We start from the raw sequence: 13401 nt of genomic DNA on the forward strand, positions 1-13401 counted from the left end.
CTAATGGATCATCGGGCCTTATCGGCCGCTGGGTTCGCCGTGGGTGACACTCGTGACTTCCCGACAATGCCGCGGCGGCGATAAAGCCATGACAGGATCAAAGCGCTCAAGGCCAAATATTGAAAGAGAGAGATAATCTGAATGCCGCGGCTTCCGTGGGAAGGGGACAAGTCCAGGTACTGGATTTTGCTCCCCAAGAGAGTAAGCAGGATCAGACCTCCCGAGTAGGGACTTGGATAGTCGGGTACCGGCCAGAGGACTCTCTCCGAGAGCAGTTGGCAGAAGACCAGGACAACTACCAGAGGGAGTGTCAGCAATTCCTTGTTGTCCTCTATTGCCCGTCCGACCAGCAGATAAACCACCGGCATGGCCCAGAAGAGGAATTTCACTGTGTCAGTGCCGCCTATCCATGCAAGGGCCGCGAGGCCCAGCAAATAGACCAGCATAAATTGGTTGGTCCGCAAAAACGATCCTGTCCTCCGCCAGTTGTACAACAACAATACCAAAACCGGGCCGTAAGCCACGAACCAGCTATGTATGTAAAGGGCCAACGACTGATTGTAACCCCAAACAACCGCTCTCTTGATGTATGAATAATTCGACGTAGGGGTAACCAAATACAGCACGGCGAGCCAACTCAATAATGCAAAAGCCAGGGGCAGAAAAAGTGCCGTCGGTGTTTGCCCGATCATTCTAGATACTGTTGGCTGGGCTGGTGCTGCCGACAGTGAGTCTTGGCGAGCCACCGGATTCGCGGCAAACAGCGATGCGATCGGTATAATCAGACACGCTTCTCGAAAGGCAACGCCCAGAAAGGATACAAATGTCAGACAAGCCACCTTGCCGAACGTGGGTTTTACTGCTACCCGTTGAATCGCAAGAAGCCCCATGAGCAAGAACGCCAGCAACCACGGCTCTATATATGCCGGATGATAGTACACGTATCTGACCGGCCCATGCCATTGAGCCATAAAAATAAGGACCAGGAAAGCTCGAATTGTCCAATCCTGCAAGTAGAGTCGAAGCCAAAGTGTGAGCAAAATGACCGTGATCAGGTTGCCGACAATATTCACCACCTTGAAGCCCAGCAATAGGTCATGCTTGAACAACGAGGCGAGAAGGGGCGTTCCGATGCGATAGACAAAAGGGGCTGCTGCTTCAGGCAGTTTTCTTTGCGAGAACTGCTCGGCCATAGAGTAATACTCTACGCCGTCCCAACCTCTCCCGCCGTTCAGAGAAACCGGTTCCTGAAAAACCTGGCTGCCCAGATTGACCAAGATAAACGCGAGGAGGATTATCGAGACCTCTATTGCCGCACTAGGTTTGGAGCATTTTCCCATTATTTAAGGCAAGGGTTTGAGTTTGTTCCGAGTGGCCCGGAGAAATCCAAGGCCGGTCTAAGTGCTTTCGTTCCATAGGACGTGGCGCCGCAATGGCTTCTAACATGCTTAATGGGATCTAAGCTGCTGAGCTACAGGCCTGAGAATCAACTCGTCCAACAACAATTTTGCAACCTCGCGATGCAGAGCTTTACTGGGAGGAGCGTCGAAAGGGTTGACAACGAGTCCTGAAATTTTTCTGCCACTACCCAAACTAGCCGCATTCGGATAAAAATTTTGGGACTCGGTATAGACCTCTGACCGGTCCTTGCTTCGGGCATGATACCGCCGGGTCGGCCGGGATCTCACTTGGCGGATCCGAATTTGGCGGCAAAGGACCTCGGGCCTTGCCCGCCTTGGTTTCTTATTGAATGAGACAGAATTTCCCTCAAGAACAAGGGGAAGAATGATAGGACCAGCAGCGCGGGAATCATTTGCACCCTTTGCCTCACCATCAGCCCTTCGTTGGGAAGATAGGTAAAGAATATCGAAAACACCAGGCAGACAAGAACAGCCGCCTGTATTGCAGGAGTCCTGATTGCCAGACGCCGTTCGAACGGTGTCATTCTGAGCCATCCGAAAATCATCAAGAGCGTGACGGTCCAGGTTTCCATCGAGCTGATCAAGATCCTGAATGATCTGATCTCCCAGGGGAAAGGGCGAAAGAATATGGAAGTGAAGCCGGAGACGAAAAAGATCGCCCCTTCTCCTCCATATTCTATTTTCGAACTGCCCGCTTCACCGGCCAGCTGCGCGCTTTGCTGCCTTGCCAGGCGATCAATTGCAGAAGTTGGGGATGAAAGCTCAACACCGACCGCTTTGTGTAATCCAGCTTCGACAAAGGGGAGTGCCATCAACAGTATTACGGCATAAACTCTTTGACCGCGTTGGAAAAAGCTTACGCTGGCGCAAGAGCCCAGCCAGACTGCGCAAACATGAGGACGCAAAACAGCCATCACTACCACACCCGCAATAGCTCCCGGATTCAACAGTTCGCTTGAATTACGCCGGGGAAACACGAGAGAAAAGACCTGACATCCTCCCCAATACATGAAAGCTTCCTTCAGATTGCTGGTGGCCCAAAATACCGTTGAGGGGAAGAAAATGATAAACAAGAGCCAAAAGGATTGTGTCCTGCCGTAAGGCAAAAGGCTGCCAAAGGATCTGGAGAGGACCAGCCCGCCCCAAAACGCGGCCCAGCCGTTTATCACAACAGGCAGCGTGGGAGAGCAACCTGTTATTAATTGGAGATAGGCAAGATATGCGAGGTAAGCCTCATTTCCCAAAGGCCATGCCTCCTGGAAAGGCCAGTGACCTCTGCTGATTTCCACCGCGGCTTTTGTTGCCTGTGTCCAATGAACATATGCATCCATGGGGGACAGGCCCAACAGCAGGTAGACGTACGCTTCGTTGAAGAACGAGAACACCAGCCAAATTACCCCGCCCCAGGTAACCATCCGGCGAAACTGCTTCGTGAAGGGAAGGCCCTTCAAATAATGATTCACCAAAAAAGGCACCGAAATCATCAGCGGGATGGCAAACAGAATGTCGCTAATATCTCCTTCAATCACTGCTTCGACCTCGATGTAGAGTGGTACTCACCATTCATCCCACAGGATTCCTTGAGAACAGCCCAGGCGCCCTCTCGAAATCCCGAACAAAGCTTTGCATCCGGAGCTGCTCCCTCGTATTATAAGCTGAATGAAGCATAGAACCCACGGCTGCTTGGTTTCGGACCCGGAGATCAAATCTATCGCTGACACTGATTCCTCGAATTGGAATGCGCCATAATGCAGGCAAGCGCTCGGATTCAGGCAGAGGTTGACCTCCGGAAAATTCCCCTTCCGGACTCCCGGTGGCTTAGCTCTAATTGGGCCATCATTTTTGCCTTATGGTCGCTGTGGCTGTCCATCACTTATTTTGGCTTGGGGCCGCTGTCATTCGTCTTTCTGCATGATACCGGCGACAGCGCATTGCCTTATCGCATCGCGTTGTCTTCAGCAGTGATCAACCGCATCTGGGGCTACTGGGACTTCCAGAAGGTAGTGGGAATTGACAGCCTGTCAATGCAGGTCTGGCCCTTCCAACCTGATGTGATGGTGTTCGCGCTTTTGCCCGGCTGGTTGGCGTACGGCCTGATAAAGTTTGTTCAGCGATTTATGGCCGGATATTTTACATTTCGTCTTCTGACCGGGCCCGCCGGGCTTCCGCCGGCACCCTCGCTGTATGCAGGCCTTGTTTACGGTGCCTACGTTCAAGCAGGCATGAATGTGAATATTTCCGGCTTTTCCCTGGACAACGGATTCCTCACCGAGGCAGGGTTGCCTTTTGTGTTGTGGGCTCTTTCCCGTCTGGATGCCTACGCTTTCCGATCATACATATATGCTGCACTTGTCGGGCTGTTTTTCGCTTGTACCGCTTGGTTTCCCAATGCCGTATACCTTTTGCCTATGGTTTTCTTTTGGTTTATCGTGGTGCCGCCCAAGGAGGGAAGGCGGTTCATGCTCATTCCATTGTCCTTTACCTTAGCCTGGAGCATTGCTTCCCTGCCACTGGCAAAGGCCTTGATCGAGAACGTCCCTCTTTCGCATCGTGCGGACTGGCCTGGGCCGATGGGACCTTCTTGGGACAATCACGTCTTGCATGAGTATATGCTCAGGAAAGTCGCGTTCTCCTGGCAAATAATACTGGACAATGCATGGGCGCTGGGCCTCGCTGTCGTCGGTTTGTTCGTTTCCCGCCGCCGCGATCGTCGCCTGCTGGCCTTGGTCCTCGCGGCTATGCTTTGTTTGGTATTTCAGCCCATATACGGACCAGTCCATGAGTTCTTTCATCAGCACTTGGTTTTCCTGAAGGCTGTAAACTTCAACAGGGTATATCTCTTGGTGCCCTTTCTTTTGAGTCTGGCAGCCGCTTTCGGAGCGAGCCACATACCTTTTAAAGTTTCTATCCCAAGAGCCCTTAGTGGAACTCGGTGTCGGGAACTCTCGATCAGATCGTTGCTGATTGGTTTAGCCGTGATATGGGTTTTGGGCCAGTCCTGTGTCATCCAGGTCAGAAACATGTATCACGCGACGCTGGGGGCCAACTTCAAGGAGTTCTACCTTCATCCTGCCGTTGAGCAACTGTCGCTCCATACGAAACACTTACCTCCCTTTCGAGTAGCCACGGTTGCCGAGGCCCTTCGACCTCCGGCCTGCTTGTGGACACTAGGTTTTGAGACTCCGGACGGGTACGTGAACGTCTACTCCAAGAGATACCAGGAATTCTGGGAGAAGGTGATTTCTCCGTTGATCCTTTCCAATCAAGATATCTTCAGGTTCTTTCACAATTGGGGCAGCAAGGTGTACCTTTTTTCACCTTCCTATTTCAATCCCTTCCCCAGGTTCGACAGGGCTCAGTTTGCTCCGCTCCGACTGAGAGATCACTACAACCTTTCCTTGCTTTCTTTGGCCAATGTTCAGTTCCTTGTTTCGCCGGTCCGGCTGGCGGACGAGAATCTTTCTGAATTGCCGCGCGTGGAAACAGGCAATCTAATCGCTTTTCAGCAGCAAGGGGTTCTGAGCAGACTAATCGACTATGTGGCTGGCAAGAAGCCCTTTGCACCTCTGTACATATACGAAAACCGACTATTTATGCCTCGGTTCCTTCCAATGACCAAAGTGGAATTGTTCGATCAAAGTTCGGACCTGCTGGATGCTCTGGGAAAGGCCGAATACGAGCAGCTTCGGACCACGGCATTCCTGAAGAAATCCGACGTTGGCACATTGCCTCTTGATCAGCTCTCATCGGGGAACGCCGAAGTAAAACTGTTGGACTATTCTGCCGATAGAATAGTCCTGGGAGCCGATGCTGCCTCTGATTTCATATTGGTAATCAGCCATAACTACAGCCCCTACTGGAAGGCCTCGATCGATGGGAGGCCGGCAACGGTTTTCCCGGCGGATCATACGTTCCAAGGGTTATATGTCACAAAAGGACGACACGAGATCACGTTGAGGTACCAGCCGCCGTACGCGCCGTTTTCCCACGATCGGTGATCGTTCAGCTCTCCCAGCTTACCCACCAGCCTGGGCCCGCACTCGTGGCCGGCATTCGGCGTACAGTTCCAGTAGGCGTTTTGCTCCGGCTTCGGCTGAAAACTCTTGTTGGATGCGTTCGCGGCCTGCCTCGCCGAGTCGGCGCGCCGAAGCCGGATCAGTGAGGAGCCTGACCACTGAGTCGGCCATGCCCCGGATATCGTCCACATCGTGCAAGATGGCTGTACGACCTTCTTCCACCGCCTCGGCCAGGCCCGGAATTCTCGATCCCACCAGCGGCAGGGAAGCCGCGTTAGCTTCCAGCGCTACCACCGGAAGTCCTTCATAAAACGACGGAAGCAAGAAAACATCGCAATTTCGCATTATATCGGCTACATCGTTTCGATGCCCCAGAAATAGGACCGAAGTCCCCAGTCCGAGATTTTCCACCAGGGCTTTGATGGATTCCTTCAAAATGCCTTCTCCGACCAGGAGAAGCTTTGTCTCAGGGCAATCTAGCAGCACGCGCTCGAATATCGCGATGAGGCCGACATGGTTTTTTTGTTCCATGAAGCGGCCTACATGGAGAACCAAAGGCGCCTGTGCAGACAGTCCCAATGCTGTTCTGAAATCCACTCTGCTTTGCGGAGTCGGAGCCGGCGGCACATCGGTCCCGAGGTAAAGAACTCGACATTGGCCACTGATCCTGCACTTATCCGGGGCCATGTTTTCCAGCACGCCTTTAGAAACGCCGGTAACCAGTTCAGAATTTCTCACGGCATAGTTGATGCTTATCCGACCGTACAATCTGCGCAGTTGAGTCAAGATGGGGAGCCTGAGCCACCAATTGTGCGGATCATCTATCCTTGTGGTGTGAAAGGTGGAAATGACCGGGACACCTGCTCTGTGTGATATCCAGACGGGGAAACCGCTGTACACGCCAAGGTGGTTATGAACAACATCATAACGTCCAGTCTTCAACAGGCGTTCCAGGCCTCGCATAAATCCGATATGAGAAGGCCGCAAAGGGCAGTGGTAGACCTCGGCCCCGAGTTCTTCCGCCTGCCATGCCCAAGGACCCTTGTCATCTCCTTTACAGCACACGTCCATACGGCATGCATCTCTCGGGATCACTCGCAGCATGGTCAGCAGCCAGCTCTCCAGCCCGCCTCTGTTAAAGGCATTTATCAGGTGCAAGACTCGGATTGGGCGCTAGCCTCCATTTTCTTTCCGGGTGCTGTTTGCTCGGTGTATGCATCTTGAAGCTCGCGAATACTGTTTGAAAGGTTGAATGGGCTTTGTTCCACTATGGCAAGGGCTTCTTGAAAGGAGAGCCTCGGAGGGGCGCTAATCAAGTCGAGAAGTTGCCCGGCCCATTCGGACGGTCCGTGCGAAAGAGACAACCGTCGAACAAGGGACGGCACAAGGTCCGCTTCGCGAGGGACCTGCTCTGAAACAAGACATGGAAGCCCGGCTGCTTGCGCCTCCACCAGAGCGAGCCCGAGACCCTCAAATACCGACGGGAACAGAAACAGGTCCACACAATTCAACAAAAGGCGGGGCACATCAGAACGAGAGCCAAGAAAAAGGACCCTCTCCCTAAGATCGTCCTGTTCGGCCCGTTGGCGAACGATTTCTTCCTCGGGTCCGTCACCCACAAGGATTAGCCGCAGCCTGGGCTCCAATCTCAAAGCATGAGCAAAAACCTCCAACAGGAACATATGATTTTTGGCTCGCGTAAATCTGCCCACATGGCCTACCACCGGCGCATCCGATGGCAACCCTATCTCCTCACGAACTGCTCTTCGATCATAGGTGTGGTGGAAGGGTGTTGTATCAATACCGCAAAAGAGAGTCTTCCATCGGCCATCGGACTCCCAGTTCTCGCCGAACAGGTCTTTAGCCGCGGAACGGCTTGCAGCAAACCCTACGGTACCGTACTTATCGATCCAGTGGTCCATCAAGGAATAGTAAGCTCGTCTGAAAAGTCCTTCCTCGGCAACAATCGCGGACGCGTCACTGTGACTGTGTACGATGCGAACCGGTACTGCTTCTTTGTAAGCCAATCGTAACACAAGCCCGCTGAAACGATGGCAATGGCTGTGAACGATGTCGTAAGGACCATACTCCCTGACGAGCCTCGTGAAGTGGCGGGCGTATAGCCAAGGTTTTCGGTGATACGGACAGTGCAAGATGCGCGACCCCAGGGCCCGCGCTTCGTCATCGTACGAGCACGGATCGGCCGTATGAACGAGGAAATCCATCTGAAGAACGTCGCGACTCGTATGGCGAAGCACGTTCATCAGCCACGTGGTAATGCCGCCGCGTTCTAATCCGTCCACAACATGAAGTACGCGCCTTGGCCCCATTCCCATCTTTTTCTATTTCAAGAGAATTCCATAGCGAGCGCCCGTTTCTGAACGTCGGCCCCGGGCGCCTCCAGGAGGGTCCCTTTGTTGCTGAGGAAATAAACAATGTCCGCGACATCTACCAGGGCCTGTTGATGGGAAATTGCTAAAACGGTCATAGTCCCCTTCAACCGCATCAGCGTTGAACATATTTCCGCTTCTGTCTCAGGGTCCAATGCAGAAGTAACCTCATCGAGGACCAGAAGCGCAGGTTTTCTCACCAGGGCCCGAGCAATGGCGATTCTCTGACGTTGCCCTCCTGAGAGCTTGGCGCCCCGCTCCCCGACCGTGGTGTGAATCCTTTGGGGCAACTTGGAAACGAATTCCCATGCGCCGGCAGCCTTAAGAGCTGCTTCCGCATCCGTCGGAGTAAGCGCGGGATTAGCCAATGTGACGTTGGCATATATCGTGTCGTGAAAGAGGATTGTCTCCTGCGGCACGTAGCCGATCATAGAGCGCCAGGCCCTCATGTCCACATCCGACATGGGGAGGTCGTCAACATACACATCGCCTTCCTGCGGTCTTATCAGACCGACCACGAGATCTGCGATAGTTGTCTTACCTGCTCCGGATGGGCCTGCCAAGGCCGTAAAACTCCCCGAGGGGACCCGCAAGCTAATGTTATTCAGGACTCTTCGGTCTCCGTACGAGAAGGCAACATTGCGAAAGGTGATGTCTCTGCTCAGGACAGGTTTTTCGCCGCCGGTTGTCAACTCGGTTTCGCTTGAGGCACGGCTTATAGCCTCATTCAGGGACCAAAAAGCGCTTTCCACTCTAGCCAGATCCTGATACTCGTTTTGTATCCCGTTCACGCGGGTCAGCGCTCTCCAGAACAGCAGCGCCAGTAGTACCACGGTTTCAAGTTCCGCGTTCCACCACACAAGGGCACCGTAAAGGCCGAAGGCCATGAGCACAGCCAATATGGGCTCATACAGGGCGTAACGGCTTTCGTAGCTGAGGATCTCCTTTTGCCTTGCCTGGTTCATGCTCTTGGCATCGGATTCCAGGAGCTGTCCCAGCATGTTCTCGGAGGCCATGGCCTTGAGCGGTTTTATGCTGCTGAGGCCTTCCACAAGTCGTGCGGAAATGGAATTGAGCAACTCGGTCTGGCGTATCCCTGATGCGCGGGACAGGTCCACGAATTTTCCCAGCAACCGGACTCCGATCAAGCTGGCAGCCAAGGCAGCCAGGGTAATCTGCCACGAGACGAGCAACGAAACAGCAGCGTACACTGCCACCTGAACCGAGAAAGCCACAACCCGGCACACGCGCCAGTACCCTACTGCCGCCCTTTCAGCCTCAATAGTTATCGCATTGGCGAGAGAGCCCTCCCGCTGCGTTATAAAGAACTCCCAGCGCGCTTTCATCAGGGCTCGGATCAAGGAAAGACGAAGGTCGGTTTCTACTTGTGCCACCGTGTAACCCGCTTGCTTCATGCCTACAAGGACAAGAGCGGCCTTGGCAGCCACCATAACCACTATCACGACCAGAAGTGTGGGCAGAGACGGTTCCAGGCCCAACGCACCAAGCATGTCCCGCACATATCGGCCCAGTTCGGAGCCGCTGTGCGGCCCCTGGCCTGTCACAAGGCCGAGCAGAGGCACGAGGCTCGCCACGCTTATTCCTTCGGCCAGACCTGCCAATAACAGGCATAGTGAAGCGATGAGGCTGCGCCTGGGGTGAGCCAGGACAAGCGATCGGATGAAGCGCATTCCCCATCTTTTGTCAGGGTCCGGCTGTTGGGAAAAGACCATGTTTTCGAGCTTTAGCACTGTGTCTGGGGGATGGCGGCTCATCTCGCGTAGCCGCCGTAGCGAAGGGTTAAGCGAAACGTCAGGGCGTCGGCTGCTTCCACCCCAGGGCTTTGCTTATCACATCAGCAAGGCTGGGGAACCCACTGTCATCCAGGTTGTCCCGGGCGAATTTTTCAGCTTTCAGCTTCATACCCTCGGCCGATTCAGGTTCGGTGAAAAACCTTGTTATCATGGCCCACAATTCCTCCGGGCGTCGCGCAATGGTCACGCCTTGGTCGAAGAAGTCAAGGGCAAAGTCGGGCCTTTTTGCCATCGGCTCCTTTTCAGTGACAAAGGATATGACAGGTTTGCCCAACAACATGCAGTGAATCAGCGCAGTGCCTCCGAAATTTATCGCGACGACCAGATCGGTTTCGTTGAGTGCGAATCGAAGCTCGGACGAAATGGGCATCATTTTTTCCGCCACATTACTTCCTGCGGCTTCGATGAACTCCAGGTCGGGGCTGTTGGGATGAACTTTTATGGCCAGATCTATTCTGTCCGCGATGTTTGAGGGCGGCTTCACAACTGCTCTAAGAGCCTCCAACTGAGCACGCGGGGACGTGTACTTGTTCAAGTTGGGGCCCTCGCCGGTCGGTTCCACCAAGACCAGTACGCGCCACTTTGAAGGTGAAGAGAAAGCCTGTGAAGGTTTAACAGGATACTCATCCCTGGCGAGCAGATCCTTGCAGCCGACCAGACGAGACGCGGGCAGGCCGGACCTTTCATGGTGAACTCTTTGAAGCCGGCTGCCGTACAGGATGGCATCGCCGTAGGCCAGGTCCTTGTAGTACCGGCTCATCCCTGCGTGGGGAATCAAGAACGTGGGAATCCCCAGCCGATTCGCCGCTTCACACGCCAGTATGAAAACCGTATCCGACCTGGAAGTAACCAGGAGGGCGGCAGGCCGATGGTCTTCCCATAATTTCAACCAGAACCTGAAGTTGTGCGTGTGCAGCTTGGGCCAGCGATATTTGCAATAGTATCGGAAATGAAATCCCAGGTGCATCAGGGGCTTTTCCCACTGGGCGCCAACCGACGCGGCCAAGGCCTTCTCGTATCCGTGCAGAAAACGTGTTTCCAGGGCGTGATCGACTCTCGGGAGCAGCCGGGATGGGAATGCGGCCACCCAGGAAGATAAGGGCCAGGTAGCGCTCAGTTGAACCGGAATACCCCATTCCGCCGTGGTTTGCCCTGATGATTCAGCATAAGGGCCTCCGATCACCGCGGCGACCTTTCCCGGAAAGTGAGCTTTCAGGTGCTCAACAATGTGATTAACGCGGAGGGCCTCTTCATGTCCCAGCACCAGTACCAGGCTTTTCTCGGGGAAAGGTGCCGCGCTTCGGGAAGGCTTGTTGCCGGAGCTATTGATAAGTGCTTGGAGCCTCTTGAGCCCGGAAGCTATGGTATCAACCCAGAAAGGGGCCTGCAACGGATCATGCCGAATTAATCGCGTCGCCTTCCCGGATAGCTCCCGGTTCCACATGGCATTGCAGACATCAGAATCGCCATTCCAAATTGAGGCTCGAGGAAAGAGGTTTCGGAAGAAAATAAACTCGTTGCATCCTCTGCTTTTGAATGCCTCCGCCAGCTCCAGCGACAGTATGGCGTTTTGCCAAAACCAATTAGTCGTATAGCGATCAATGTCCGGCCAACAGATGCCGTCCACAGTGAACTCTTCTCGGACCGGTTCGAACCAGTTCCGTTCACAAACAATAGCTGTTTCCAGGGCTTCGACGAACTTCTCAGGATCGAGCCAATCATCAATTAGCGTGTACGGCGCGCCCGCTCGGTTTGCCCATGCCATTGCCGGGGAATCTAGTGCGACCAATGTCCAACCGCGTCGGTGAAGGCCTCTCAAAAAGCGCGTGGCGTTTCTGCCGGTCAGGTCTGCCCCGAAAAAGAGCACTAATTTACTCATACCCGGGTTTGTCACCCTCCGACCAATTCCCACGTCAGGGGAGTGCCTCTAACAATGTCCCGTGCTGCCTTACGCCCGACTATATGTTCGAGGAACTTCGGAGGTAATCCGTGTCCCGGCCGGATGGATCGCACGTTAACTTCCGTAAAGGTCTCGCCGGCCTTCACGCTCTCCACCACAAACAAGGACCTTCTAAAGGCCCTGCTCTGGGATTCATTCTCTGACGCGCCGTAATGGACAGCTCCCAATGAGCGCGATACCGTTCTGACTGCATCCACCATGGCTTTGAATTCCTGCGGCTCCAGCGAGAATGCACTGTCCGGCCCCGGCGTGGAACGGGAGAGCGTGAAGTGCTTTTCTATGATGCAGGCGCCTAGAGCCACCGCGGTAACGGGCACGGTCAAATCCAAAGTATGGTCTGAAAGGCCCACCGGGACCTGAAAGGCTTCCGAAAGATGAGGAATTGTCAGGAGGTTCATTTCTTCAGGAGGCGCGGGGTATGCGCTGGTGCATTTGAGCAATGCCAACTGACTGCAACCGGCATCATGGACCGTTTGCACAGCCTCGTCAATTTCAGCCAGGGTAGCCATTCCGGTTGACATGATGATCGGTTTCCCGGTCTCAGCAATCTTTCGGAGCAGAGGAAGGTCCACAATTTCAAAAGAGGCCACTTTGTAGCAGGGCACCTCCATCTTTTCCAAGAAGTCTACCGCAGTAGCATCAAACGGTGTGCTGAAGAGATCCAGCCCAAGATCGTCCGCGATTCTTTTCAAACGCGGCTGCCATTCCCAGGGAGTGGAGGCCCGGCGATAGAGTTCGTAGAGTTTCTGCCCATGCCAAACCGTGCCGTGAATTCTGAAGTACTCGTTATCGCAGTCGATGGTAAGGGTATCGGCTGTGTAAGTTTGGAGTTTGACAGCGTCCGCTCCACAGGATTTCGCGGTTTCGACTATACGGACCGCCTGATCGAAATCCTGCCCGTGGTTGGCCGACATCTCCGCAACCACGTATACCGGGCTATCCGTGCTGATTTGTCTCTGGTTGATGAATAGCGGTAACATGCGGAACCTGTTCGAGCATCTTTGAGAAGGTGATAGCCGGCCGTCTGCCTGACCGGATTATCTCCAGCGATCTTTCGCCCGCGTTGAAAAGCAGGTCGATGCAACTGGCGTACGGCATGAAGGGTTTGAAGACCTGCCGGTATTCGGGATGGTCAAAATTTTGGAAGACGACCTCTATGTTTTTTCTCTCAAACGCACCATGCTCTGTGGTCAAATAAGAGGCAGAGCCCACTGGCGATAAATAGATGTTTGCTCCGACTTCCTCACAAATGTTCGCCAAGAGTTCGGAGCGGCTTCCTTGAGCGTCGATTTCAGTGGCCACTTCAAATCTGGCGTCTATACCTATTTCGGAAGCTAGCCAGCGGATCACGCCAACGTTCAATTCCCCCAGGGTAGAGCAGTTCCGGAGCAAGAGGGCTTCGAATCCGGCAAAATATTTGTGAAAGAAAGGGCTCCTGGCATAATTCACTTCCATGCAACGAACGTGATCTTTTGGAAACGAATTTGAGCGCCTGATTTCAACATCCCGGATCAATTGGCCGCGCCTTCCTTTAGTTAGAACGGGAACGGTGAGCCATTCCAGTCCCTTGTCAGTCCTGATCCGGTTCCTCTGCTGCCATGATTGCTTGGAAAATTGCACGTTGTCCAGAAAAACAAAGACCGTACTTTGATCGATGAGGTCGAAATATCCCAGCCAGGGCAAATAGGTCGGCTGCATTATTACGCAGACTCGGTTTTCAGCCATGGACGGATCTCCCGGTGGTGGCCGATCGGGACATGACGGCCGGTCTCACACGCTTGTTTTCAGGTAACCCGGACT

The 13401-nt window shown here is 53.9% G+C and carries 9 protein-coding genes; 1 reads left to right on the plus strand and 8 read right to left on the minus strand.

What is annotated here, in order from left to right; genetic code table 11:
- Positions 1-8: 8 nt before the first annotated feature.
- On the minus strand, positions 9-1340 hold the full coding sequence (locus tag HY913_20205) for a hypothetical protein (GenBank protein ID MBI4965611.1): 1332 nt from the start codon (positions 1338-1340) through the stop codon (positions 9-11).
- 344 nt (positions 1341-1684) lie between these two features.
- Complete coding sequence (locus tag HY913_20210) at positions 1685-2950, minus strand: hypothetical protein (protein ID MBI4965612.1); 1266 nt, start codon at positions 2948-2950, stop codon at positions 1685-1687.
- A 219-nt stretch (positions 2951-3169) separates the two neighbouring features.
- Here HY913_20210 and HY913_20215 point away from each other — a divergent pair, with 219 nt between their 5' ends.
- Positions 3170-5419, plus strand: a complete 2250-nt coding sequence (locus tag HY913_20215; protein ID MBI4965613.1) for a YfhO family protein — start codon at positions 3170-3172, stop codon at positions 5417-5419.
- Between the two features lie 18 nt (positions 5420-5437).
- Here the strand turns inward: HY913_20215 and HY913_20220 are convergent, their stop codons facing one another.
- From HY913_20220 to HY913_20245, 6 genes are read right to left on the minus strand one after another with little or no spacing between them, the layout of a single operon-like run.
- Positions 5438-6541 (minus strand): glycosyltransferase, encoded by a 1104-nt coding sequence (locus tag HY913_20220; protein ID MBI4965614.1) that lies wholly within the window; start codon positions 6539-6541, stop codon positions 5438-5440.
- A gap of 44 nt (positions 6542-6585) precedes the next feature.
- Positions 6586-7773, minus strand: coding sequence for a glycosyltransferase family 1 protein (locus HY913_20225; protein ID MBI4965615.1), 1188 nt, complete (start codon positions 7771-7773; stop codon positions 6586-6588).
- A gap of 11 nt (positions 7774-7784) precedes the next feature.
- Positions 7785-9602 carry an ABC transporter ATP-binding protein gene (locus HY913_20230; GenBank protein ID MBI4965616.1) on the minus strand — a complete coding sequence of 606 codons (1818 nt, stop codon included), beginning with the start codon at positions 9600-9602 and terminating at the stop codon, positions 7785-7787.
- Positions 9603-9639: 37 nt separating this feature from the next.
- A complete protein-coding gene (locus HY913_20235; protein MBI4965617.1) occupies positions 9640-11520 on the minus strand; it encodes a hypothetical protein in 1881 nt (626 codons plus the stop codon).
- Positions 11521-11531: 11 nt separating this feature from the next.
- A complete protein-coding gene (gene pseI, locus HY913_20240) occupies positions 11532-12581 on the minus strand; it encodes a pseudaminic acid synthase (protein MBI4965618.1) in 1050 nt (349 codons plus the stop codon).
- Positions 12538-13326: a WbqC family protein gene (locus HY913_20245; protein MBI4965619.1), complete on the minus strand. Its 789-nt coding sequence runs from the start codon at positions 13324-13326 to the stop codon at positions 12538-12540. Before HY913_20245 ends, pseI begins: the two co-directional genes overlap by 44 nt.
- Positions 13327-13401 lie beyond the last annotated feature (75 nt).

The sequence above is a fragment of the Desulfomonile tiedjei genome, from assembly GCA_016212925.1.
GTDB lineage: Bacteria > Desulfobacterota > Desulfomonilia > Desulfomonilales > Desulfomonilaceae > JACRDF01.

Bases quoted from the DNA above. Each gene is read 5' to 3' on its own strand.
- HY913_20205 (MBI4965611.1), bottom strand. From the start codon at position 1,340: ATGGGAAAATGCTCCAAACCTAGTGCGGCAATAGAGGTCTCGATAATC.
- HY913_20215 (MBI4965613.1), top strand. From the start codon at position 3,170: ATGCAGGCAAGCGCTCGGATTCAGGCAGAGGTTGACCTCCGGAAAATT.
- HY913_20220 (MBI4965614.1), bottom strand. From the start codon at position 6,541: ATGCTGCGAGTGATCCCGAGAGATGCATGCCGTATGGACGTGTGCTGT.
- HY913_20225 (MBI4965615.1), bottom strand. From the start codon at position 7,773: ATGGGAATGGGGCCAAGGCGCGTACTTCATGTTGTGGACGGATTAGAA.
- HY913_20230 (MBI4965616.1), bottom strand. From the start codon at position 9,602: ATGAGCCGCCATCCCCCAGACACAGTGCTAAAGCTCGAAAACATGGTC.
- HY913_20235 (MBI4965617.1), bottom strand. From the start codon at position 11,520: ATGAGTAAATTAGTGCTCTTTTTCGGGGCAGACCTGACCGGCAGAAAC.
- pseI (MBI4965618.1), bottom strand. From the start codon at position 12,581: ATGTTACCGCTATTCATCAACCAGAGACAAATCAGCACGGATAGCCCG.
- HY913_20245 (MBI4965619.1), bottom strand. From the start codon at position 13,326: ATGGCTGAAAACCGAGTCTGCGTAATAATGCAGCCGACCTATTTGCCC.